Origin of the sequence: Mesorhizobium sp. B2-6-1, assembly GCF_006440475.1 — a bacterium.
Classification (GTDB): domain Bacteria; phylum Pseudomonadota; class Alphaproteobacteria; order Rhizobiales; family Rhizobiaceae; genus Mesorhizobium.
Genome location: NZ_VFUH01000020.1, coordinates 71814 through 94456, shown reverse-complemented (window position 1 = coordinate 94456; position 22643 = coordinate 71814). Strand labels below are relative to the sequence as shown.

19 protein-coding genes and 1 pseudogene are annotated in these 22643 nt (G+C 64.3%); 9 read left to right on the top strand and 11 right to left on the bottom strand.

What is annotated here, in order from left to right; all coding sequences use genetic code 11:
• The first annotated feature begins 36 nt into the window (after nucleotides 1–36).
• The 3 genes from FJ443_RS28690 to FJ443_RS28680 all read left to right on the top strand — a co-directional run bounded on the left by FJ443_RS28690 (nucleotide 37) and on the right by FJ443_RS28680 (nucleotide 2794).
• On the top strand, nucleotides 37–405 hold the full coding sequence (locus FJ443_RS28690) for a four helix bundle protein (protein WP_140561378.1): 369 nt from the start codon (nucleotides 37–39) through the stop codon (nucleotides 403–405).
• Between the two features lie 30 nt (nucleotides 406–435).
• Complete coding sequence (locus tag FJ443_RS28685) at nucleotides 436–1722, top strand: FAD-binding oxidoreductase (protein WP_140558566.1); 1287 nt, start codon at nucleotides 436–438, stop codon at nucleotides 1720–1722.
• A gap of 223 nt (nucleotides 1723–1945) precedes the next feature.
• Nucleotides 1946–2794: an SH3 domain-containing protein gene (locus FJ443_RS28680; protein WP_224684823.1), complete on the top strand. Its 849-nt coding sequence runs from the start codon at nucleotides 1946–1948 to the stop codon at nucleotides 2792–2794.
• A 68-nt stretch (nucleotides 2795–2862) separates the two neighbouring features.
• Here FJ443_RS28680 and FJ443_RS28675 read toward each other — a convergent pair whose 3' ends face one another.
• Nucleotides 2863–3609, bottom strand: coding sequence for an SDR family oxidoreductase (locus FJ443_RS28675; protein WP_140633696.1), 747 nt, complete (start codon nucleotides 3607–3609; stop codon nucleotides 2863–2865).
• A gap of 313 nt (nucleotides 3610–3922) precedes the next feature.
• Between FJ443_RS28675 and zwf the strand changes: the two genes are divergently transcribed.
• The 3 genes from zwf (at nucleotide 3923) to edd (ending at nucleotide 8010) form a co-directional block, all read left to right on the top strand.
• On the top strand, nucleotides 3923–5395 hold the full coding sequence (gene zwf, locus FJ443_RS28670; RefSeq protein ID WP_140501096.1) for a glucose-6-phosphate dehydrogenase: 1473 nt from the start codon (nucleotides 3923–3925) through the stop codon (nucleotides 5393–5395).
• On the top strand, nucleotides 5377–6093 hold the full coding sequence (pgl, locus tag FJ443_RS28665; protein ID WP_140501094.1) for a 6-phosphogluconolactonase: 717 nt from the start codon (nucleotides 5377–5379) through the stop codon (nucleotides 6091–6093). Before zwf ends, pgl begins: the two co-directional genes overlap by 19 nt.
• 72 nt (nucleotides 6094–6165) lie before the next feature.
• Nucleotides 6166–8010 (top strand): phosphogluconate dehydratase, encoded by a 1845-nt coding sequence (gene edd, locus FJ443_RS28660; RefSeq protein ID WP_140525577.1) that lies wholly within the window; start codon nucleotides 6166–6168, stop codon nucleotides 8008–8010.
• A 326-nt stretch (nucleotides 8011–8336) separates the two neighbouring features.
• On the opposite strand, the gene FJ443_RS28655 is transcribed toward edd, so the two are convergent.
• The 7 genes and pseudogenes from FJ443_RS28655 to FJ443_RS28625 form a co-directional block, all read right to left on the bottom strand.
• Complete coding sequence (locus FJ443_RS28655; protein ID WP_140501090.1) at nucleotides 8337–8615, bottom strand: helix-turn-helix domain-containing protein; 279 nt, start codon at nucleotides 8613–8615, stop codon at nucleotides 8337–8339.
• Nucleotides 8584–8859, bottom strand: coding sequence for a BrnT family toxin (locus tag FJ443_RS28650; RefSeq protein ID WP_140501088.1), 276 nt, complete (start codon nucleotides 8857–8859; stop codon nucleotides 8584–8586). Before FJ443_RS28650 ends, FJ443_RS28655 begins: the two co-directional genes overlap by 32 nt.
• A pseudogene (locus FJ443_RS31865) lies at nucleotides 8771–9146 on the bottom strand (hypothetical protein); the annotation flags it as partial. The pseudogene FJ443_RS31865 and the gene FJ443_RS28650, both read right to left, overlap by 89 nt.
• Before the next feature lie 40 nt (nucleotides 9147–9186).
• Nucleotides 9187–10860, bottom strand: a complete 1674-nt coding sequence (locus tag FJ443_RS28640) for a VWA domain-containing protein (protein WP_140666576.1) — start codon at nucleotides 10858–10860, stop codon at nucleotides 9187–9189.
• An 89-nt stretch (nucleotides 10861–10949) separates the two neighbouring features.
• A complete protein-coding gene (locus FJ443_RS28635; RefSeq protein ID WP_140501084.1) occupies nucleotides 10950–11912 on the bottom strand; it encodes a GlxA family transcriptional regulator in 963 nt (320 codons plus the stop codon).
• A gap of 55 nt (nucleotides 11913–11967) precedes the next feature.
• Nucleotides 11968–12867: a bifunctional methylenetetrahydrofolate dehydrogenase/methenyltetrahydrofolate cyclohydrolase FolD gene (folD, locus tag FJ443_RS28630; RefSeq protein WP_140666574.1), complete on the bottom strand. Its 900-nt coding sequence runs from the start codon at nucleotides 12865–12867 to the stop codon at nucleotides 11968–11970.
• Nucleotides 12868–13107: 240 nt separating this feature from the next.
• Nucleotides 13108–15702, bottom strand: coding sequence for a GumC family protein (locus FJ443_RS28625; protein ID WP_140666572.1), 2595 nt, complete (start codon nucleotides 15700–15702; stop codon nucleotides 13108–13110).
• Between the two features lie 199 nt (nucleotides 15703–15901).
• On the opposite strand from FJ443_RS28625, the gene FJ443_RS28620 reads away from it, so the two are divergent.
• The gene (locus FJ443_RS28620) at nucleotides 15902–17197 is read left to right on the top strand and encodes a lipopolysaccharide biosynthesis protein (protein WP_140501079.1); all 1296 of its coding nucleotides are present in this window, start codon (nucleotides 15902–15904) and stop codon (nucleotides 17195–17197) included.
• Between the two features lie 46 nt (nucleotides 17198–17243).
• Here FJ443_RS28620 and FJ443_RS28615 read toward each other — a convergent pair whose 3' ends face one another.
• From FJ443_RS28615 to FJ443_RS28605, 3 genes are read right to left on the bottom strand one after another with little or no spacing between them, the layout of a single operon-like run.
• Nucleotides 17244–18173, bottom strand: a complete 930-nt coding sequence (locus tag FJ443_RS28615; protein ID WP_140666570.1) for a DUF6492 family protein — start codon at nucleotides 18171–18173, stop codon at nucleotides 17244–17246.
• A complete protein-coding gene (locus FJ443_RS28610) occupies nucleotides 18170–18958 on the bottom strand; it encodes a WecB/TagA/CpsF family glycosyltransferase (protein ID WP_140666568.1) in 789 nt (262 codons plus the stop codon). Before FJ443_RS28610 ends, FJ443_RS28615 begins: the two co-directional genes overlap by 4 nt.
• The gene (locus tag FJ443_RS28605) at nucleotides 18955–20127 is read right to left on the bottom strand and encodes a glycosyltransferase family 4 protein (protein ID WP_140666566.1); all 1173 of its coding nucleotides are present in this window, start codon (nucleotides 20125–20127) and stop codon (nucleotides 18955–18957) included. The genes FJ443_RS28610 and FJ443_RS28605 overlap by 4 nt, the downstream gene beginning before the upstream one ends.
• A gap of 171 nt (nucleotides 20128–20298) precedes the next feature.
• On the opposite strand from FJ443_RS28605, the gene FJ443_RS28600 reads away from it, so the two are divergent.
• A complete protein-coding gene (locus FJ443_RS28600) occupies nucleotides 20299–21297 on the top strand; it encodes a glycosyltransferase (RefSeq protein WP_140666564.1) in 999 nt (332 codons plus the stop codon).
• A complete protein-coding gene (locus tag FJ443_RS28595) occupies nucleotides 21266–22612 on the top strand; it encodes an O-antigen ligase (RefSeq protein WP_140666562.1) in 1347 nt (448 codons plus the stop codon). The genes FJ443_RS28600 and FJ443_RS28595 overlap by 32 nt, the downstream gene beginning before the upstream one ends.
• The last annotated feature ends 31 nt before the right edge of the window (nucleotides 22613–22643 follow it).

Below are 22643 nucleotides of genomic sequence, written 5' to 3'. Positions count from 1 at the left end.
GGGTAGGGGAGTAGGGGAGTAGGGGAGTAGGGATGAATGGCCGAAAAGACAGGCTCTTACAAGGACTTGCTTGTTTGGCAGCAGGCAATGGATCTTGCTGTGGCAGTTTACAGCTCCACAAAATCATGGCCCAAGGAGGAACTTTATGGATTGACCAGCCAAGTCCGCCGTTCCGCAAGCTCGGTGCCGGCAAATATAGCTGAGGGGTATGGTAGAGAAATTCGAGGATCCTACCAACAGTTTCTTCGCATCGCCCAGGGATCATTGAAGGAGCTGGAAACTCAACTTCTGATCGCTGAGCGGACTGGCATCGCCTCGCAGGCGGCGACAGCGTCGTTGTTGGCCAGCACCGAAAGTGTGGGGAAGCTCTTGCGGCTTTTGATCCGCAAATTGTCCCCGGAATAGCCTACCCTACTCCCCTACTCCGTGAGCATCATGCCCTACCAATCCCCGATCTCCCCCGGCCGTTCCTGGTACGAGGACACGGCCGGCCCGCGACCCGAGTATCCGGCGCTGGACGGTGACCGGAGCTGCGACGTCGTTATCGTTGGGGGCGGTTTCACCGGCTTGTCGGCGGCGGTGCATCTGGCCAAGGCGGGCACCAATGTGGTTTTGATCGAGGCGTATCGCTTCGGAGACGGCGCTTCCGGGCGCAATGGCGGCCAGCTCGGCACCGGGCAGCGCGCCTGGGCCGAGGAATTGGAGGCCGAGTACGGGTTTTCCCGCGCCAAGGCACTGTTCGACCTCGCCGAGGAGGCGAAGGCACATCTGCTCGAATTCGCCGCCGCCAACCAGATCGATATCGACTACATGCCGGGCCAGCTCTCGGTTGCGCACAAGCCGCGCTATGTCGACGACTACAAGGCGCATGCCGAGATCATGGCCAGCCGCTTCTCCTATCCGCACATTTCGTTCATGGACGCGACGGAAACTGCGCAGCGGCTGGGCTCGACGGCCTATTTCGGCGGGACGCGCGACACCGGCACCGGCCATATCCATCCGATGAAACTGGTGATCGGCACGGCGCGGGCGGCGGCACAGGCCGGCGCACGATTGTTCGAAGCGACGCCGTCGACCGGCATTGTTTCGAGCGGCGGCACGGTGAAGGTTTCGACAGCCAGGGGGACGATCACAGCGCAGAAATGCCTGATCGCGGTCAATGCCTATGGCGGCACGCTCGAACCGGTGAGTGCCGCGCACATCATGCCGATCGGCTCGTTCATCGGCGCGACCGTGCCGCTTGGAGCGGATTCGAACGTGCTGCCGGGCGGCGAGGCCGTCGATGATTCCCGCTTCGTCGTGCGCTACTTCCGCAAGTCGAGGGATGGCCGGCTGCTGTTCGGCGGACGCGAGGTCTACGGCGTCAACGACCCCAAGGACATCCATATCCATATCCGCCGCCAGATCGCGGAACTCTATCCCGCACTGAGGGACGTCGAAATCACGCATGGCTGGGGCGGCTATGTCGGCATCACGGTGCCGAGAAAGCCGTTCGTGCGGGAAGTGATGCCGAATGTGATCTCGGCCGGCGGCTATTCCGGCCACGGCGTCATGCTGTCGAACTTCTTCGGCAAGCTCTATGCCGAAACGGTAGCCGGCAACCGCGACCGGCTAAAGCTGATCGAGGATTTGAAGATTCCGCCGTTCCCCGGTGGCCGGCGCTTGCGCGCGCCGCTGCTTTTCCTGGCGCTCAACTGGTTCGCGTTGCGCGACAGGATTTAACAATTGTTGAGTAATATCATGGGGGCCGCGACATCCAAGCGTTGCAGAATCTTCAGCAATGGCGCACTGATGCCACAATCGCGGGCAAAAAGTGCAATCTCTAGCGAATATAGACGGGGATTTTCTGCGGGCCCGCCCGCTGTTTGATTTGGGACCGGTGCGACCGACGCACGCATTGCGGTGTTTGATCGAAGAACATCGGCCCCTTATGGAGGTGGCAAGAGTGAGAGAGCCCTTCAGTTTCGGTGCTCCGGAACGTCGGCGCTTTGCCATGCAGTTCGGCTACGACATGCGCCCGTCATTCTGGCAGGAAGTCCGTTCGAACTCGCATCTGGTGATTGCCGCGGTCGGCACGGCCGCGCTGCTCGGCGTGGCCGCGGTGGCACTGTGGTTGGCGTTGCCGGCGAACGAGCGGCAAGCGGTTGCCAATCCAGGGCAAGCCATTCCGGCCGTTCCGGTGAAGACGACGAAGATCGCGCCAGCGGGGATCACGGCGGCCGCGGCGGCGGTGCCGCAAGCGGCGCGAAAGTCCGACCAGGTCTCGCCGACCGTGGCTGTCTCGGAAGCCGCCATTCCGGCGCTCGCGGCGAACGACCCGCGCTGGACCGCCTCCCAATCGAAGACCGCACCGGCTGCTTCCGGCCAGTCGGCGAGCAAGGCCGGGCAGAGGCCTGACAAGCCGGCGGCGGCGGCATTCGCGCAACCCGCTGCCGACACCGACGCCGCCACCGAGCTCGCCAAGGTCGCCGCACCGGCCCCGGCGGCGGGCAGCAGTCCCGATGGCGCGCAGACCGCCGCCATTCCGACCGCGCAACCACAAGTAGCGTCGCAGCAATCTGCCGCGCAGGATGACGACAGCAAGGCCGAACCGCGCAAAGCGGCCGCGGCTGGCACCGGGCGCATCCTCAGGGCCGTGACTATGCGTAGCGGCCCGAAGAAGAATGCGGCCGCCATCGTCACGGTCCCCGCCAAGACCTCGGTGCAAGTGATGAGCTGCAAGCGTTGGTGCCAGATCGTCTACAACGGCAAGACAGGCTGGGTCTACAAAACCTACATCAAGACCGGCGCCTGACGCACCGGCGCCTCCGGTCAAGGCAGGCTCGGCCGAGCCGATCTTTGGCGCAGCGATGACGGTGTGCATCAGATGCAGCGCCCGCCGTCGACCTCCAGCGCAACGCCAGTGATGAAGGCGGCCTCGTCGGAGGCCAGCCACAGTGCCGCATTGGCGATGTCGAGCGGGGTCGAAAGCCGGCCGAGCGGGATCGAGGCGCGGAATTTCTCGCGGATTTCGGGTGTATCGGCGCCCATGAATTTTTCCAGCATGCCGGTCTCGCCGGCCACCGGACACAGGCAGTTGACGCGGATGTTCTTCGGCGCGAGTTCCACCGCCATCGACTTGGTGGCGGTGATCGCCCAGCCCTTCGAGGCATTGTACCAGGTGAGGCCGGGCCGAGGGCGCAGGCCAGCGGTGGACGCCGTGGTCAGGATGACGCCGCCGCCTTGCCGATCCATGATCGGCACGACGGCAAGCGCAGCATGATAGATGGCCTTCATGTTGACCGATGTGATCAGGTCGAACGTCGCCTCGTCGACTTCGAGCATGTCGCCATTGCGATGGGTGAACCCGGCATTGTTGACCATGATGTCGATGCGGCCGAAGGCGCTTTTGGCGGCATGGACCATCTCGTCGAATTCGGAGCGCTGCGAAACGTCGGTCTGGGTCCAGATCGCCGCCTCGCCGATCTCGCCGGCTACGCGTTCGGCACCCTTGGCGTTGAGGTCGGCCACGACGATCCTGGCGCCCTCCTCGGCGAAGCGACGGGCAATGCCCTCGCCGAAACCCGAAGCGGCCCCGGTGACGATGGCGACCTTGTCCTTCAGACGCATGTTTTTCCGCTCCCTGGGTTCATCGCGTGGCTTTTACCGCGGGCTGCCGGCGTCATGGCCTGTGCCACGACACGCAAAGCGCTGATTCTCCCTTAGCTTTCGTCACATTCACGTCCTATGCTGCAACTGCGAAGGCTTGGCGGAGTTGTCGTTTGCCGACAAGCCTTTGCTTGGTGCCAGTGTCAAGCGCACATCTGGACCGACGCAAATATGTAGCGATCGGTCGTCGATGTGACACCATGGCACTGGAAAATTTAAATCGATTAGAATATATCAGCCGCGTACTCGCGACCGGCGTCAAAGCGGATAGACCATGACCAGCCAGATCATCCCCGTCGACCCTTTCGACTTCATCATTTTCGGTGGCACCGGCGACCTGTCGGAACGCAAACTTCTGCCGTCGCTCTACTATCGCCAGCGCGACCATCAATTTTCCGAGCCAACCCGCATCATCGGCACGTCGCGTTCGAAGATGAGTGATGACGAATTTCGGGCTTTCGCCAAGCAGGCTATTTCCGACCACGTCAAGGCGGCCGATATCGATCCCAAGGAGCTCAAAACCTTCCTGGCGCGGCTTTCCTATGTCCCGGCCGATGCCACGAGCGGCGCGGGGTTCGACAGGCTGAAGAAGGCGATCGGCGACAGCGACTGCATCCGCGCCTTCTATCTGGCGGTGGCGCCGGCGCTGTTCGGCGACATCTCGCACAAGCTGAAAGAACACGATCTGATCACGCCGAATTCGCGCATCGTGCTGGAGAAACCGATCGGCCGCGACCTCGCTTCGGCGCAAACGCTCAACGATCTGGTCGGCGACGATTTCCACGAAAGCCAGATCTTCCGCATCGACCATTATCTCGGCAAGGAAACGGTGCAGAACCTGATGGCGCTGCGTTTTGCCAATGCGCTCTACGAGCCGCTGTGGAATTCCGCCCATATCGACCACGTGCAGATCACCGTCGCCGAGACCGTCGGCCTGGAAGATCGTGTCACCTATTACGACAAGGCCGGCGCGCTGCGCGACATGGTGCAGAACCATATGCTGCAACTGCTCTGCCTGGTGGCCATGGAAGCGCCATCGTCGATGGACGCCGACGCCGTGCGTGACGAGAAGCTGAAGGTGCTGCGCGCGCTCAAGCGCATCAACGGCAACGAGGCGCCGAAGCACACGGTGCGTGGACAATACCGCGCCGGCGCTTCCGCAGGCGGGCCGGTGAAAGGCTATGTCGAGGAGCTCGGCAAGGACAGCAACACCGAAACCTTCGTCGCGATCAAGGCCGAGATCGGCAACTGGCGCTGGGCAGGCGTTCCGTTCTACCTCAGGACCGGCAAGCGGCTGGCAACCCGGGTCTCGGAGATCGTCATCGAGTTCAAGCCGATCCCGCATTCGATCTTCGGCGGCGACAGCGCCGGGCCGATCTTCGCCAACCAGCTGGTCATCCGGCTGCAGCCCGACGAAGGCGTCAAACAATTCATCATGATCAAGGACCCGGGTCCGGGCGGCATGCGGCTGCGGCAGATTTCGCTCGACATGAGCTTCGCGCAGTCCTTCGACGGCCGCGCGCCGGACGCTTATGAACGGCTGATCATGGATGTCGTGCGCGGCAACCAGACGCTGTTCATGCGCCGCGACGAGGTCGAGGCCGCGTGGAGGTGGATCGACCCGATCCAGAACGCCTGGGAAAGCGCCAGGCAGGAGGCGCAGGGCTATACGGCGGGCACCTGGGGACCTTCGGCCTCGATAGCGCTGATCGAACGTGACGGGCGGACATGGCACGAGAGCAATTGAACAGCGCCAGCTACAACTGGAATGGCTTTTCCGACCGCGCGGAACTGGCGGCTGCGCTGGCCGGCCGCGTCGCCGACCGGCTGGCAAAGGCAATCGCGGCGCGCGGCACGGCGTTACTGGCCGTTTCCGGCGGCACGACGCCGGCAAAATTCTTTGCTGCCCTGTCGGGAATACCGATCGCCTGGGACAAGGTAACGGTGACGCTGATCGACGAGCGCTTCGTGCCGGCCTCCTCGCCGCGTTCCAATGCCGGACTGGTGGCCGCCAATCTGTTGCAGAACGCGGCTGCGGCGGCACGGTTCGTGCCGCTCTATCACGAAGCCGTCAGCATCGAGGATGCCGCGGCATCGGACAATGCGGCGCTCCAGTCCCTGCCCTGGCCGCTCGACGTCGCCGTGCTCGGCATGGGACCTGACGGCCATACCGCCTCATTCTTTCCCGACGCCGACGATCTGGCGAAATTGCTCGACCCGTCCTCGCACAGGATCGTGCTGCCGGTTCATGCGGCAAGCGCCGGCGAGCCGCGGCTGACCCTGTCGCTGGCGCGCATCGTCGATGCCGGCTTCCTGGCGCTGCACATAGAGGGCGAGGACAAACGCACCGCCTTCGACGGCGCGGTGGCACCCGGTCCGCGAAAGCCGATCCGCGCCGTGCTCGACGCCGCCCCCAGGCCTGTAGAGGTTTTCTGGGCACCCTAACTCTAGACTTATCTGGTCCCGGCAAACGGCGGGAGGATGTTTCCGGGACCTCGCTTGAAAGGACCGAACGCCATGACCGCAAGACGCGATATCGAAGCCATCACGGAGCGCATCCGCCAACGCTCCAAGCCGGGCCGCGAGCGCTATCTCGGCCGCATCGCCAGCGCATCGAACCAGACCGCCAACCGGGCGGTGCTGTCCTGCGGCAATCTTGCCCATGGCTTTGCCGTGTGCAGCCCCTCGGAGAAAGTGGCGCTGGGTGCCGACAAGGTGCCGAACCTCGGTATCATCACCTCCTACAACGACATGCTGTCGGCGCATCAGCCCTTCGAGACATTCCCGGCGCTGATCAAGGAAGCGGCGCGGGAGGCCGGCGGCATCGCCCAGGTTGCCGGCGGCGTGCCGGCGATGTGCGACGGTGTCACCCAGGGGCAGCCGGGCATGGAGCTTTCGCTGTTCTCGCGCGATGTCATCGCCATGGCGGCCGCGATCGGCCTGTCGCACAATATGTTCGACGCCGCCGTTTATCTGGGCGTCTGCGACAAGATCGTGCCCGGGCTGGTGATCGCGGCACTGACCTTCGGCCATCTGCCGGCGGTGTTCATTCCGGCCGGGCCGATGACGACAGGCCTGCCCAACGATGAAAAGGCCAGGGTTCGCCAGCTCTATGCCGAGGGCAAGGCAGGCCGCGCCGAACTGCTGGAAGCCGAGTCGAAGTCCTATCATGGACCGGGGACCTGCACCTTCTACGGCACGGCCAACTCCAACCAGATGTTGATGGAGATCATGGGCCTGCACACGCCAGGCGCTTCCTTCGTCAATCCGGGCACGCCGCTGCGAGATGCCTTGACCCGCGAGGCGACGAAGCGGGCCTTGGCGATCACCGCGCTTGGCAACGCCTATACGCCGGTCGGGCGGATGATCGACGAGCGTTCCATCGTCAACGGCGTGGTTGGCCTGCACGCGACCGGCGGCTCGACCAACCATACCATTCATCTGATCGCCATGGCCGCAGCCGCTGGGATCGCGCTGACCTGGCAGGATATTTCCGACCTCTCGGAAGCGGTGCCGCTCCTGGCGCGCGTCTATCCCAACGGGCTTGCGGATGTGAACCATTTCCATGCCGCCGGCGGGCTCGGCTTCCTCATTCGCGAGCTGCTCGACGAAGGCGTGCTGCATGAAGATGTGCAGACGGTATGGGGCGAAGGCCTGCGGCCCTACGCAGTCGAGGCAAAGCTCGGTGCCGACGGCAGCGTCGTGCGCGAAGCCGCCCCGCGCGCGAGTGGCGACGCGAAGGTCCTGGCGCCGTTCAAGAAAGCCTTTCAGCCGACGGGCGGCCTCAAAGTGCTGGCCGGCAATCTCGGCCATGCCGTCATCAAGACGTCCGCGGTGAAGCCGGAACGGCGCCTCATCGAAGCGCCGGCCAAAGTGTTCGACAGCCAGCAAGGGCTGAACGAAGCCTTCAAGGCCGGCACGCTCACCGGCGACTTCATCGCCGTCATCCGCTTCCAGGGGCCGAAGGCCAACGGCATGCCGGAACTGCACAAGCTGACCACCGTGCTCGGCATCCTGCAGGATCGCGGCCAGCGCGTCGCACTGGTCACGGACGGGCGCATGTCCGGCGCCTCCGGCAAGGTGCCGGCGGCGATCCATGTCACGCCGGAAGCGGTCGAGGACGGCCCGATCGCCAGGATCCACGACGGCGACATCATCCGGCTGGATGCGGATGCCGGCACGCTTGAAGTGCTGGTACCGGCAGCGGAATTCGCGCTGCGTCGGACGGCGGAAGCCGATCTCATCGGCAATGAGTTCGGCTTCGGCCGTGAGCTCTTCGCCGGGTTCCGTCAGCTGGTGGGTCGAGCCGACCATGGGGCCAGCGCGTTTGGAACCGACGCAGCGGAATTCGCACTGCAATGAAAAGGGACGGCTCCTGGCCGCCGTAGCTGAAATGTGGATTACTTGCTTGTCGCGGGGATCGTCGTCAAAGCCGGTTATTTTGTTGCGAAGATTAGGATTTCTGAGATCGGACGTGGCCGAAAGGGCAAAGCACAAGGCTTTCCGTAAATAACTCGCCCCACTGTGCTTCTCGAATGCAACTGCTCTCCGCTGGCGGCGTACGCTAGCTGTTCATGATTCCTCCGAATCACCACAAAATCTCAATTTTTCGTCAGCTCGCCATATGGGCAAATTCGCGAAGCTGCCGAAACTACGACATGCAAGCCGAAACTCCTCGGTGACGCCAGCTATGCGACGGCCTTCGCCACCATGTCCGGATGCTGACCGATCACGCGCACATAGGCGATAGCGAAATCCGGCGCGGTTGCCCGCGCCTGCTCCCAATCGCGTAGCGTGCCGACCGGAACCCGGAAGCGGCTGGCGAACTCGGACTGCGACAGGCCAAGCCCGGTCCTCGTCTTGCGGATCAGGCGGGCGCGCTGGCCCCGGTCCATCGCCCCAGCCGTCACGTCGAAGTCATCGGCGTCAGCCGGGTCAGCAGGTAGCGAGATATGCTCGTTCTTCACCCTTGTTGCTCCTTCTCACTGAGATGAAGCGGGGCTGTTCACCCCGCCAGACGAAGACGCCGGTGAACAGCTTCTCCCCGACGATGCCGACCACCTTGAACCGTTCCTCGCCGTCGATCTCTCGGATGGAGGGGATAATGAGATGGTTGTCGTCCTCAAAAATCCGATCGCCAAAGGCCAGCGGTAATTTGTGCTTTTCGCGATTCGCCGCATCCTTGGCAGAGTCGAACCTGTCCTGCGTCATGGGCTACAATCATACGGGATTTCCGTATAGATCGCAAATCCCTTTTCACTCGTGAAATGTCGAGGGTTTTAGGAGCGCGACAAACCCACAGAGGAAAGGCGCTTAAACCGCTCGGTATGGTAACTGGAGCCGCTGGGTAAACCTTCGCTCGGCCGGCTAAAGCGCCGGCGATTTCGGGCAGCACATTCATCGCATCTCGGCCATGGTCGAGCTTTCAGCACGGCCGGAATGTCGTAGGTGTCGTTGATTGACTTGACGGTCCGCCAATCGAGACCGGCCTGGTAGGCCGGCTCGTGGGCCGCCCCTTCTGTTGCTGACAACCAAACCCTACTGAACCGTGATCTCGGCCCGTTCGCCAGCCTTGACTGTCACCGGCATCTCCTTGTCATGACCCTCATCCGACATATGCCGGACGACGACATAATCGCCGGCGGGGATCGTCTGCTGCCAGTTGTCGCCGTAGTTGAAGCCGAGCGATTTGCGCTTGCCATCGATGTCCTTTTTCGACGAAAACACCTCAATCGAATAAGCGCCGGGCGCCGATATTGCGAGCACGCCCGCATCGAGCACGACCTTCACATCCTGGCTGTCGCCGGACTTGACGCTGAAAGGCTGCTCGACGACGGCGAGATCGAGCGTTGTCACCGCCACATAGTCATCGGGCGGCAGCCAGAACTTGCTGTCGGCCCCATAGGAGTGGTCGACGCTGTCGCGGCTGCCGTCGATCTTCTTCTTCGCTTTGACGATCTCAAAGCCGATGGCCGAATCGTCGGCCTTGTCGCCGCCCGACGTATAATAGGCATTGAGCACGGCCTGGCCGACGCCGACCACGAGGTCCTTTTCAACGGTCTGCCCGGGGGCGAGCTGGATTGTTTCCGTCACCGTGCCGGCACCGATCTGCACCGTCACATTCTGTTCGCCCGCCGGCACGATGGCCTGGGTGTCGCCGTAATGGGTGGTGCTGCCACCGGGATAGGCGAAATCGACGCGGGCTTCGCTGCTGATCTCGGCGCCCTGGCTTGCATATGGGTGGATGATCAATGTGCCGGCGTTCAGGGTGAAGAGCGGCTTATAGATCTGGCCGGCTTCGATCTTGACCTTCTGCTCAACCCTGGCTTCGTCGTCGCGCGCAACGATGAGATAGTCGCCGGGATCGAGTTTGCCGTTATAGCTGCCGTATTCGGTGGTGACGGACTCGCCGCGCGAGCCGTCGGGGTTGGCTTTGTAAATCTCCCAGGCATTGCCGTCGGTGATCGGCTCGCCGCCTTCGGCCATCACCACGGTCGGCTGGAAATTGAAAGCAGGCCTTGCGGGTTCCGGTGCAGGCGCTGGCGCCGGCGCCGGCGCTGGTTCGGGTGCGGGGATCGGTGACGGCGCCGGTGCGGCGACGGTTTCGACCAAAGCTTCCCGCAGCGCCTTCTCGTCGGACGCCTGGATGTACTTGCCGCCGGTGTTGTCGGCGAGGCAAGCGATCTGCTTGCCTTCGTCGGCCGTAAGGCCAAAGCCGACAACGTCGGCTGTGAAATCGACGCCGGACGATTCGAGTTCCTTGCCAAGCGCGCAAGGATCGCCGCCACAGGTCTCGAGCCCGTCGGTGATGAGAACGACGGTCGCCTTGTCCTCGGTGTATTTCAGCGCTTCGGCCGCCTGCTTGACGGCTGATGTCAGCGGCGTCTTGCCGAGGAATTTCATGCTGTCGGCCGCGGCCGAAATCGCGCTCGCCGAGCCGGCCTGCGGCGGTACGATCAGTTGGATATCCTCGCAACTGCCTTTCTTGCGATGGCCATAGGCCATGAAACCGAGTTCATCGTCGGCGGGAACCGATTGCAGCACGCTTCTCAGCGACTCACGGGCGATTTCGAGCTTGGGCCTGCCGTCGATCTGCGCCCACATCGACCCGGAAGCGTCGAGGATGATGATGACCTTGTTCGCGGCAAAGCCGAATGTCGTCATCGACAAAAGGAGAAACGCCGCAGCGACGCTCCGTGCAAGTCCCGCCATCAAAATCTCCTGAGTAGCCGCCCCGTCCGCCGGCTGAAGCTATTTGAGCCCACCCTGGGACACAAGCCCGGACGCGGCTTGTCCGCGGCTTAGTAGGTGGTGCGGCGCTCTTCGGAAGGCGGGCGGCCAAACTGCAGCCGGTAGCTCTGGGCAAAATAGGAATGCGAGGTGAAGCCGGTGGCGATCGCCACGTCGAGGATCGGCATGTTGGTCTGGCGCAACAATTCGCGCGCCCGCTCCAACCGCAGCCGCATGTAGTAGCGGCCGGGCGTGACGTTGAGGTGGCGCAGGAACAAACGCTCCACCTGACGCACCGAAAGGCCAGCCGATTTGGCGAGCTGCACCGCCGAGAGCGGCTCGTCGAGATGGTCGGCCATCAGCTCGACGATGCGCCTGAGCTTCTCCGACTTGCCGGTGAGGTCGCGCTCCGGCCCGACGCGCTGGCGGTCGCCGGCCGAGCGGATGCGCTCGTGCTGGAACTGATTGGCGACGCCATTGGCGAGGTTCGAGCCGAAGTCGCCGCGCACGATCTCCAGCATCAGGTCGATCGAGGTGGTGCCGCCGGCGCAGGTGTAGCGCTTGCGGTCGATCTCGAAGACGTTGCCGGTGCAGTTGATGTCGGGAAAGCGCTCGACGAAGCCGGCGCGATTCTCCCAATGGATAGTGCAGCGATAGCCGTCGAGCTGGCCGGCCTCGGCCAGCAAATAGGATCCGACCGACAGCGCGCCGAGCGCGTTGCCGCGCCGGCCCCAGCTGCGTAGCGCCGCCAGCACCTTGCTCTTGCCGGGAAATTCGGTGGTCAGCCCGACCGAGACGAAGAGGATGTCGACCGGCGGCAGGTCGGCAACCGCATAGTCGATCTTGAGCGGCAAGCCGTTGGACGCCATCACCGGATCGCCATCGGCCGATACCGTCGTCCAGCCGTAGAAATCGCGGCCGAGCAGCCGGTTCGCCGAACGGAACGTGTCGATCGCGGCGGCCAGCGAGAACATGGAGAACTTGTCGACCAGCAGGAATGCGAATTGCCGGCCGCCTTGAACGGGATCATTCATGACCGGCCGTTCCAAGGGAATAGTTGGGTTCGGCAAAGCTGCTGCTTTCTGGTGGTCAGAAGGAGGGCCGTTTCAACCCGGCCGCAAGGTAGGCGGAGGCTAACGTATTGGCCATCAGCATGGCAATGGTCATCGGCCCGACGCCGCCGGGCACGGGCGTGATGGCGCCGGCGGCCTTGGCCGCTTCGGCATAGGCGACATCGCCGACGAGGCGGGATTTGCCCTCCCCCTTCTCCGGGGCCGGGATGCGATTGATGCCGACGTCGATGACGGTTGCGCCGGGCTTCACCCAATCGCCCCTGATCATCTCCGGCCGGCCAACCGCGGCGACGAGAATGTCGGCGGTGCGGGCCAGTCCCGGCAGATCCTTCGTGCGGCTGTGCGCGATGGTGACGGTGCAATTGGCGGCAAGCAGGAGATTGGCCATCGGCTTGCCGACGATGTTGGAACGGCCGACGACGACGGCATTGAGGCCCGACAGATCCTTGCCGCACACGCGCTCGATCAGGAGCATCGAGCCGGCGGGCGTGCAGGGAACGAAAGCGGTGTCGAGTTCGCCGGTGCCGAGCTTGCCGACATTGATGAAATGGAAGCCGTCGACATCCTTCTGCGGCGCGATCGCCTGGATGACCTTGCCGGCGTCGATGTGGGCGGGAAGCGGAAGCTGCACCAGGATGCCGTTGATGGCGGGATCGGCGTTGAGGTCGGCGATGATCTTGAGCAGCGCCTCCTGGGAGGTGTCCGCCGGCAGCGTGTGCTGGACCGAATGAAAGCCGCATTCCTTGGCGGTGCGGGATTTGGAGGCGACGTAGACCTGGCTCGCCGGATCCTCGCCGACGATAACCACGGCGAGGCCGGGCTGGATCTTGCCCTTGGCGACAAGCTCCGCGGTCAAGGTCTTCACCGTCCGCACCACGTCTTCGGCAACGCTTTTGCCGTCAATCACTTCGGCCATATGAATCACCCCTCGATACGTTCCGCCAAACCGGCCGCGTCTGAAAATGCGGCGCTTTGGATCCTTTTCTCAATCGTGTGCCGAAGCCTGCATGACCCGTCCAGCCGGGCTGCGTCTCCGGCAAGACACCGCGCGGCATTTTGACGAAAATTCGAACACGCAATCCCGTCAAAGCGCCGTCCGATGCCGTTTACGCGAAACCGGCCCGCTTTTGTTCGACACAGGAGACTATCTTGTGGCTCAGAAATAGCGGCGGCCGGCGCGGCTCTCGGTAAGCTCGCGAACAGCCTCGCGAAATTCGCGCAGGCTGGCGCGAATTTCCTCGATCGACGCCTGCTCGGCGCCCTTCTCGGCGGCGGCGGGCTGCTCCAGCGGCGCGGCGGGATAGGCCGACGGCTGAGCCGGAGCGGGTGCGGCCGGGTAGGGCATGGGCGCGCCATAGGGCGCCGCGGCCTGGGGATGGCCTGCCGCCGACCGCGTCTGCCAAGGCTGCATGTGCGGATAGACCAAGGGCTGCGCATAGGGATGGGACGAGGCCGGATACATCGCCTGCTGCGGCACCAGGGGCGACCGCAATGGCGGTCCCATGGGCCGCGTATAGCCGGCGTCCGCGTCTGGCTGAAAAGATGGCCGCGGATAGTCTGGAGCTGGCGGGCGATGTCCAAAGGCGGAATCCGGAGCCGGATAGTCGGGAAATGCCGGAGTGCTCGCCGGCCGGCCCTCTTCGGCGACAGCGGCCGATGCAGATGCACCGGGAAACGCATCGTCCTGCGCCTCGGTGCCGGGCTTGCGGGACACGGCTTTGCGCAGCCTCGACATCAGCAAGCCGATCCGGCTTGGACCCTCGGTGGCAGCGGCTCCGGGCTGCGCGGCAAGCGGCGGCACTGATGCTGGTGGCGGCGGCGGTGATTGCGGCGGCGATGCTTGCGGTATCGGCGGCGCCGGCGGAGGCGGCGCCCGGAATGCCTGGTCATCGAGCGGCGCCCGGCGTTCGTCCATCTTGCGGTCACGGCGGGATCGTGACCCGGCGGTCTCACGCAGGCTTTCATAGGCGCCGCGCATGGCGCCGAGACCGACGCCGGAGGCAAAGCCCAGCAGCAGGCCGGCAAGCGCCACCACGGCGCGCGACGGCCCGTTCGGCTCCAGCGGAATGGAGGCGGGCGAGATGACGCTCATATTGGCGGTGTTGATATTCTTCTGCTCGCCGGTCTCCTTGGCGCGCAGGAGATATTGCTCATAGACCGAGCGCTTGGCCGAGGCCTCGCGTTCCAGTTCGCGCATCGAGACAAGGTCGCTGTTGACGTCGCCGCTGCGCACCTTCATCTGCGCCAGGCGGGAAGCAAGGTCCTGTTCGAGCTGGACCGAGCGTTTCAGGTCAACCTGCAGCGACGACGCGATGCGGCTGAGTTCGGCGACGATGCGTTCGCGCGCGCCGGTGAGCTGGGCCTCGAGCGCCTGGCGCTCGGGATGGCGCGGTCCGAGCCGGACCGCTGCCCGATCAGCCTCCTGTTTGAGCGTTGCGTATTGCGAGCGCAGATCGCTCATGGAGTTGGAGTTGATCTCTTCAGGCAAGGTGCCGCTGAGCACCGAATTCACGTTGACCTGACGTGCCGAGGCCGCGCGGGCGTTCAGCTCCAGCGTGCGGGCGCGGGCGACGGAAAGCTGCTCGTTGAGCTTGAGCATCTGGTCGTCGCTGATCAGATGGCCCTGCGCGTCGACAAGATCATGGGTGGCCCTGAAATCCTCGACCTTGCGCTCGGCGGCCTCGACGCCCTTGCGCATCTCGTCGAGTTTCGCCGTCAGTTCGTTGTTGGCCCGGCCGGCAGTGTCGGACTGGATTTCACCCGAAGTCTGCAGGAAAACCTTCGTCATCGTTTCCGCGATGAGCGCCGATTTGTGGGCGTCCTGCGTGGTGACGCCGATGGTGATCACGGAGGTCTTGCCGCCGCGCTCGACCGAAACGCTCTCGGCCAGGTTGACGATGGCAAGGGAAAGGCGGCGGGATTGGTCGACACCGCCCGGTCCGTCCTGGCGCAACAGGATCGAGCGGATCAGCGACATGACGCCCAGGCCGCCATTGCCTTGGCCGTTGAACTCGGGGTCGTCGACAAGGTTGAGCTCCTGGACAACCTTGTTCAACACGGTGCCGGAGGTCAGCAACTTGATCTGGTTCTCGACGTTGACGAGCGCCGCGTCGGGCATGACCACCGCCTGGGTGAGATCGCGATCCGTAAGCTTCAGGTCGCGCGGGTCGACGATCAGTTCGGTGGTGGACTCGTATTTCTTCGGCGTCGACAGGGCAATCGCAACGCCGAGCGCCGCGCCCAGTACCGTCGTGGTGATGATCAGCGCTTTGGACCTGGCGACGCCGCGAACCACCTGCATCGGATCGATCAGGGGCTTCCATTGCTGGCTGTCGGCATCCTCGCCAGGAGATGCTCCCGCTTCGCTCGCGCTCAGCGGTTCGGATGTGCTGCGCGGGGAATCAACGCTCGAGGCGATCTCAGGAACCGTCTCTTCATACGGCATCGCCGGGTCCGAACCGCCGATACCGGCCCCATGGTGCGAATGCGAAATGCCGGCGGACGCCGGAGCCGGCTCGTCGCCCGGCTGCAACCGTTGCGTTGCGGCGGATGCGGAAGGCGCCGGATTCATCTTCGCCTCGCGCTGCGAACGCGCCAGGCGATGACGTGTGGCGGCATCCTCGCGCCATGACGGATTTGCCCGATCCCCTAGCGAGACCAGCGATGCCTCGTCCTCACCGCGCACGGCTTGGCCAAGCGCCAGCAAGGATCGCTCGCGCCTCCAGTCCTCACGATTTTCCCTGTCGCCCATTGTCGCGGAGCTTACTTTCAGCCGCCAGACAGCGGCAGTCGGCCATTTGTTAAGCCACGCTAAACAAGCATAGGAAACAAAAGGTTAATTTTAGGCGGCCGAAAGCATTGCTTGATGCCGGCTGCTTGGAATTTCAGCAGATGCAGGAAGATTTCAGAAGGGCACGTTAAACTTTGCCGCCTATGCCTTTCCCTGACCTATGACTGAGGCCAGCGACATACCGCAGAGGCGGCCCCTCGCCCGGATCGGCACCTTCGTGGCCGAAAGACGGGGGATGGTTCGCGACTATTTTTCAGCGATCAGCGGCGCCGGCGGGCGCCTGGTGTTTTCACTCGCCTACTTCATCGCCTTGGCCAATACGCTTTCCATCGCCGAGTTCGGCATGTTCGCCACCGCCTCGGCCGCCGGAGTGATGCTGTCGCGGCTTCTGGCCTTCGGCTTCATCTCGGCACTCTACCGCACCGCCACCATCCGCCCCAACCTGATTGGCACCTTCACCGCAGGCTTCCTGCTGCTGGGCATCGTCTCGTTGCCGCTGCTCGCCGCGGCCTCCTACATCGTCTACCTGATCTTCTTTGCCAGCACCGTGCCGCTGCCGGTGTTCGCGGCAATCGTCTTTGCCGAGGCGCTTCTGTGGCGGCCGGTGGAGGTGGCGCTGATCGTCAACAACGGTCTCGGCAAATTCGGCCGTGCCGCCGTGCTGGCGATCCTGGCGACGGCGTTGCGGGCAGCCGGCGCGGTGCTGTTCATGTTCTGGGCGCAACACAGCGTCTGGGTGTGGTCCTGGTTCTATATCGGCGCGAACGCGGCCTCGCTGCTGGTCGCGTTCGGCCTCTTCTATCCGCGCCAGCGGCTGCGGCTGCGCGGCGAGCTCTATCTCAGGCGGCTCGCCGATTCGATCTACGTCGCCGGCGCCGAGGTGTTGTTCTACCTGCAGATGGAGTTCGACAAGCTTCTGGTGCTGGCGATCGGCGGGCCGCACCTGGCCGGCATCTATGCCATCATCATGCGGCTGGTCGACCTGACGGCGATCCCGATCCGCACCTTCTCCATGATGCTGGTGCAGCGCATGATGCGCGCCCCGGAGCTCTTGTCACGGCTGGCGGTCAAGAGCGGCATCGAAGGCGGCGTGTTCGCGGTCTCGACGCTGGCGCTGCTGGCGCTTGCCGTGGTGCTGCATTTCTTCCCCGGGGCGCTCGGCAAGAACGTCTCGGAGGCCGCTCCCCTGGTGGCGCTTGCGATCGGCGTTCCGGGACTGCGCAATCTGGTCGAATACCAGGCGGAACTTCTGTTCGCGCGCGGCCAGACGCTGGTGCGGGCGCTCAATCTCGGCCTGCTCGCCGCTCTCAAGGCGCTGCTGCTGACCTATGTGCTGACAACCATTGCCGACACATCGAAGCTGGTGCTGTCGCTCAACGTCGTCTTCCTGCTGCTCTATCTCGCGTCGATGCTGCTGACCTATTCGGCGCTGCGCAAGCCGGCGAAGGCGATCTGATCCTTCATCCGGGCAGTCTTTCCGAGAACCGGTTCGCTTTTCAGGATCAGGATCGGTCGAGCCCGATCAGCCGGCGGATGCGGCCGGTATCGGTGCCGATGAAGGACTGCATGCCGATCGCCACCTGTTCGGGCGCCATGGCGGCAACGAAGCGACGGAATTCATCATCCGACAGCGCCTCACCGGTCCAGTGGACGCGGCAGAATTCTTCCGCGCCATGGAAGTGGCCAGCGCCGTCCAGCAGATCGTCGACATAGCGGCCATAGATCATGCATTCGGAGAATTTGCGCGCCGAGCCGACGACCTCGACCCAGTTTCGGCCATGCACCTCCTCGATCCGACTGCACATGGCCAGCACGGTGTCGCGACGCCAGGCGATCAGCGTCGAAATGTAATCGTGAACCGAATTCCTCGACGGATCGATGCCGAGCGCGGAGCCGGCATTGCGCGACCATATGCGATGCTCGTCATGACCGTCCTGCGCAAGCACGCCGTCACGGCGGAACAGCCGCGCCTTGCCGTCGCGCCAGAACGCGCCGCAATCGAAAGGCTTCAGGAAGGCGACGTCGGAATCGCAGAAGACCAGGACGTCCTGGCATGCGTGCGCCGCAACGGCGATGCGGCGCAGCTGCTGCACGTGCCAGCCGCGCAGCGGCTGCGTCTTCAGGCTGAGCCAGACGCGCCGCCGGAACAGGCTAAGCGGATCGTCGAAGACATGCAGCCAGCGCGGCAGCAACTCACGTTCGTCGACGACGGATCGGTTGGCGCTCTCCAACCGGCGAAACAATTTAACGTCCCGGGCTTCGACCAGAATGTAATGATGCGCGACGCCCGTGACGTGGCGGTCGAGGGTTTCGCAGAGCAGGCGGCAACGCTCGAAATCCGGCGCATAGCTTGCCGTCACCATGGCTGCCGTCGGCGTTGCCCGAAGCAGTCCGGGTTCGGCGATCGCGCCCGGAACGAACCTCTCGTTCAACGGACGTCTCCGGCTTGGGGCCGGAACAATTTCTGTTTGAGGACCCGCCACAGGAACAAGGGGTTGCCGACCACATAGCGGCGCCAGAGCCGTCCCGGCTCGACCGCCAGGCGAAACAGCCACTCCAGCCTGAGGCGCCGTATCCACAAGGGCGCGCGCGGCACGGCGCCGCTGAGAAAATCCAGCAGCGCGCCGACCGCGACCGGCAGCGTGCAGTGGCGCTCGTCGATGTGCCGTTCGATCCACAATTCCTGGCGTGGCACGCCCATGGCGACCAGCAGCATATCAGGCCGCAGCGCCGCGATCCGTTCGATGATTTCCGGCTCCTGCACAGCGGAGAAGTAGCCGTCATGGATGACTACGAATCTGTGCTGGACGGCAATCGCCGCGAGCTTCTTCGACGCGGCCTCGGCATTGACGCGCGTCGCGCCGAGCAGCCCCACGGTTAGCGGCCGGGTCACCGACCGCAGAAAGGCCGGCACGAAGTCGGTGCCGTTGAGATTGTCCGGGAACGGCGCGCCATAGAGAAGCTGCGCTGCGAGATCGACGCCGATGCCGTCCGGCAGGATGAGAAAATCGTCGAGCGCCTGGGCGAACACCGGATCGGTGTAGGCGAGATTGGCGTTATGGGCGTTGAGGAAGCTGACCTTGGTGAAGCGTCGTTCCACGATCAGCCGCGTCAGCAGGGCGATCGCGTCGTCCCAGCGAATGGCGAGCACGGAGATGCCGAAGATCGTCTTCAATGTGTCGGGCCCGAATGCGGCGCGGGCGGCGTGCATGTTCATGCAAACGCCTCCTGCATGACCGGACCGAGCTTCTCCAGGCCAAGCCGGATGGCGGCGTCGAGCGCCTTGAGCTGCCGGCGGTGGAACGCGCTGCCGTCAACGTCGCTTATGTCGGCCGCCGCGGTCTCCAGCGCCTTGGCAAAGGCGACCGGATCGTCGGTGACCGCGCAATTGACCGGGCGATGGTCAATGCCGCGCAGCGCGTGGCTGGTGGCAACGGCGGGCAGGCCGAGCTCGAACGTTTCGATCGTCTTCAATTGCACGCCGCTGCCGGCGGTGCTGATGAGCGGGATGACGGCGCCGCCGCGTATGAAAGCCTGGGCGTCCGGCACGCGTCCGACGAAAGCGACGCCGGGATGCGTCGAGGCGATGTCAGACGGCATGCTGCCGGCGATCCTGATGCGGAAGTCCGGGCGCAGATGCGGTACCACCTTGTCCAGGAACCAGCCGAGCCCGATGCGGTTCGGCTGCCAAGTCCAGGTGCCGATCAGCGCGGCGTCGCACTCAATCTTGCGCCGGCCGTTACGCGCCGGTGGCGTGGCGCCCGTCACCAGCGGAAGCACCGCCGAGCGGTCGTCGGAGGCCACGCCAAGTGCCGAACGGTCTTCCTCGGCCAGCGTGAAGACGAAACGCGCGCGGCGGCACAGACGCTCTTCCACGCTCTCGAGCAGCCTTGCCTCGCGGCGGAACAACAGGCGCTGGAAGATGCCCGGGGCGGCAGCGGCATTTTCCCGCGCCGAAAGATGCTCGACATTGTGGGCGACGAAGATCGAAGGCCGCTCGTCGAAGAGCTTTTCGAAGGCGCCGGCGAACTGCACGGAATTAAGCACATAGCCGTCGAAGGGGCCGGCGCGCTCGATGGCGGCGAGGACTTCGGCATCGGAGACCGCACGCACCTTGGCCGACGCGAAGGTGAGGCCCGAAAGCATCGCCTTGCCGACCCAGGCAAGCTTTTGCAGCGCTGAAGCATTTTCGGTGCGCACGTCCACGGCACCCAGAACGATGGTGCTTTCAGGATCGGCGGCGGCTTTTCCCGGCCAGATGAAGCCGATGACGGTGACGCGCGCGCCGGCGCGCCGCAAGGCAGCGATGATTGCAGCATTGGCGATCTCGTAGCCCGATGCGAGAGCGCCATCGGGCACGATCGATGTGGCGAACAGCAGATGCATCTCACCTATCCTGTGGTGCAGCCGGTAGCAAAGCGCGGTGAACCCTTGATTAAACGCGCGCGCATCGACGACCCAAAACCTCGGCTTGAAGAGCCACTCCGTGAAAGGTGATTAACGAAACGTTATCGTCATGGTGCTAACAGAACTCGACCCACCATGCGGCTGACACGGATGATCCCTTTGCCATCGGACGGTTCGGTATCGATCGCGGGACGATCCCCCCGGCTTGACACGCAGGCCGTCGAAGCCGTCGTCACCTTGCCGACCTTCAAGCGGCCGGACCAGGTCCTGCAAACGCTGGCGTCGCTGCGCGCGCAGCTGACCGGCAGGCCCTTTGCCGTCATCGTCATTGAGAACGAGGCCGAGGCTCGGGCCGGCGCCCAGGCGTCGCTGCCGCTGTTCGAGCGCGGCGAGATACCGGGCATGGTGATCATCGCGCATCAGCGCGGCAATTGCAGCGCCTACAATGCCGGCTGGCAGGCGGCGATCCTGCACTTTCCGAATTTCAGGCACCTGCTGGTCATCGACGATGACGAGATAGCCGATCCGCACTGGCTGGAACGGATGTGCGGGGCGGCCGAAAGCCTTGGCGCCGATATTGTCGGCGGCCCGCAAGTGCCCGACTTTGCCGATCCCGCCCATGCGCGCTGGGCCAAGCATCCGGTCTTCGCGCCGCCCTACCGCAAGACGGGCCTCGTGCCGGCGCTCTATTCGTCCGGCAATCTCCTGGTCGGGCGCAACGTGCTTACCGCCATGGGGCCGCCGTTCCTCGACCTGAGATTCAATTTCATGGGCGGCGGCGATTCCGACTTCCTGAGCCGGGCGGCGCAGCGCGGCTTCGTGCTTGGCTGGTGCGCCGAGGCCAGGGTGACCGAGACCGTCCCGGCCCGTCGGGTCGAGGCCGACTGGATCCGCGCCCGCAGCCTGCGCAACGGCGTGATCTCGACGCTGGTCGAAAAGAAGAAACGCGCCGGCACCCCGCTGGCCGGCGTCAGGGTGTTGCTGAGGAGCCTGGCCCTGCTTGCCGCCTCGCCATTTCGCGGGGCCGCCAGGCTGGCACGGACAGGATCGCCCGCGGCCGCAATCTACCCTGTCCATGTGGCGCTGGGCCGCGTGCTGGCCGAATTCGGATATGCCAATGAGCAATACCGCCAGCCTGAAAAGAACTGAGCGCGCGCCGCTCAGCGCCGCGTTCACACGCGACGGCGTGGCAACCGCGATCGCGGCGTTGCTGTTCACCATCGTCATGGTGTCCTTCCGCCCGTTCCAGCCCGCGGGCGCGGAACTCACCGGCGAAGGCGGCGACATCGTCAACCAGCTCGGCTTCGGCTCGCTCGGCGCCGTTTCCGTCTTTTCGCTGATGGCTTTCGCCGAGCCGCGCATCGTGCGCTCGCTGCTCAGCCCTTCCTGGATGCTGATGCTGGGCTTCTTCTTCCTGTCGGTGGTGCTGGCGACAGATCCGCCCTCGGCGATGCGCGCCGCCTCCTTCACCATGATCGGCATCCTGACCATGGCGACCATCCTCGTGCTGCCGCGCGATGCGGACGCCTTCTCGAAGATCATCATCTTCACCGCCGTGGCGGTCATGGGCCTTTCCTATCTCGGCCTTATCGCCTTTCCGCACGAGGCGATGCACACGGCCGATTCGCAAGAACCGGAACATGCCGGCCTGTGGCGCGGCGTCTTCACCCACAAGAACATCGCCGGCCCGGTCATGGCCTGCTTCAGTTTCGCCGGCCTCTATCTCTTCCGGCGCGGGCAGCGGTTCTGGGGCGCCGGAATTTTCTTCGCGGCGATGGTGTTCATGCTGCACACCGGATCCAAGACCACGGCCGGCATGGTGCCGTTCTCGATCCTGATCGTCATGTTTCCAAGCATCGTCGGCATGCGGCTCGGCACGCCGATCCTGTTCGCGCTGGCGATCGTCGCTACCGCGGTCGGCACGCTGGGCATCGTTTTCCTGCCGCCGGTGAAACAGCTGGCGGCGATCTATTTCCCCGGCCTGACCTATACCGGGCGCACCACGCTCTGGGAGTTCGCCGGCGAGATGCTGGCGAAGAAACCGTGGACCGGCTACGGCTATGAGAGCTTCTGGGGAACGCCGCTGCTGCTCAACCAGGATCAGCCCTTCGACCGGCCGTGGGATATCAGGACTATCGTGCACGGCCATGACGGTTATCTCGACATCGCGGTGCTGATGGGCATTCCGGCCCTTTGCGTGGCGGTCTACACTTTCCTGATCGCCCCTTTGCGGGACTACATGCGCATTCCCTTGCGCAAGGAAAACATCTATCTCGGCGACTTCTTCATGATGGTGGTGCTGTTCGCCGCGCTCAACGCCTTCCTCGAAAGCTTCTTCTTTCATCGCGGCGATCCGGTGTGGCTGTTCTTCGTGCTCGGTGTGCTTGGGCTCAGACAAGTTTCGCTGCGCCCGGTCGCGCTGCGCAACGCCGGTCGTGGCGCGCGATTGGGCCACTCCACCTGACAGGGCTTCCCCGTTGATCCGCGAGCGTTTA

Coding starts and splice junctions, on each gene's coding strand:
- FJ443_RS28690 (WP_140561378.1), top strand. CDS start 37: ATGGCCGAAAAGACAGGCTCTTACAAGGACTTGCTTGTTTGGCAGCAG.
- FJ443_RS28685 (WP_140558566.1), top strand. CDS start 436: ATGCCCTACCAATCCCCGATCTCCCCCGGCCGTTCCTGGTACGAGGAC.
- FJ443_RS28675 (WP_140633696.1), bottom strand. CDS start 3,609: ATGCGTCTGAAGGACAAGGTCGCCATCGTCACCGGGGCCGCTTCGGGT.
- zwf (WP_140501096.1), top strand. CDS start 3,923: ATGACCAGCCAGATCATCCCCGTCGACCCTTTCGACTTCATCATTTTC.
- pgl (WP_140501094.1), top strand. CDS start 5,377: ATGGCACGAGAGCAATTGAACAGCGCCAGCTACAACTGGAATGGCTTT.
- edd (WP_140525577.1), top strand. CDS start 6,166: ATGACCGCAAGACGCGATATCGAAGCCATCACGGAGCGCATCCGCCAA.
- FJ443_RS28650 (WP_140501088.1), bottom strand. CDS start 8,859: ATGACGCAGGACAGGTTCGACTCTGCCAAGGATGCGGCGAATCGCGAA.
- FJ443_RS28640 (WP_140666576.1), bottom strand. CDS start 10,860: ATGGCGGGACTTGCACGGAGCGTCGCTGCGGCGTTTCTCCTTTTGTCG.
- FJ443_RS28635 (WP_140501084.1), bottom strand. CDS start 11,912: ATGAATGATCCCGTTCAAGGCGGCCGGCAATTCGCATTCCTGCTGGTC.
- folD (WP_140666574.1), bottom strand. CDS start 12,867: ATGGCCGAAGTGATTGACGGCAAAAGCGTTGCCGAAGACGTGGTGCGG.
- FJ443_RS28625 (WP_140666572.1), bottom strand. CDS start 15,702: ATGGGCGACAGGGAAAATCGTGAGGACTGGAGGCGCGAGCGATCCTTG.
- FJ443_RS28620 (WP_140501079.1), top strand. CDS start 15,902: ATGACTGAGGCCAGCGACATACCGCAGAGGCGGCCCCTCGCCCGGATC.
- FJ443_RS28610 (WP_140666568.1), bottom strand. CDS start 18,958: ATGAACATGCACGCCGCCCGCGCCGCATTCGGGCCCGACACATTGAAG.
- FJ443_RS28605 (WP_140666566.1), bottom strand. CDS start 20,127: ATGCATCTGCTGTTCGCCACATCGATCGTGCCCGATGGCGCTCTCGCA.
- FJ443_RS28600 (WP_140666564.1), top strand. CDS start 20,299: ATGATCCCTTTGCCATCGGACGGTTCGGTATCGATCGCGGGACGATCC.
- FJ443_RS28595 (WP_140666562.1), top strand. CDS start 21,266: ATGAGCAATACCGCCAGCCTGAAAAGAACTGAGCGCGCGCCGCTCAGC.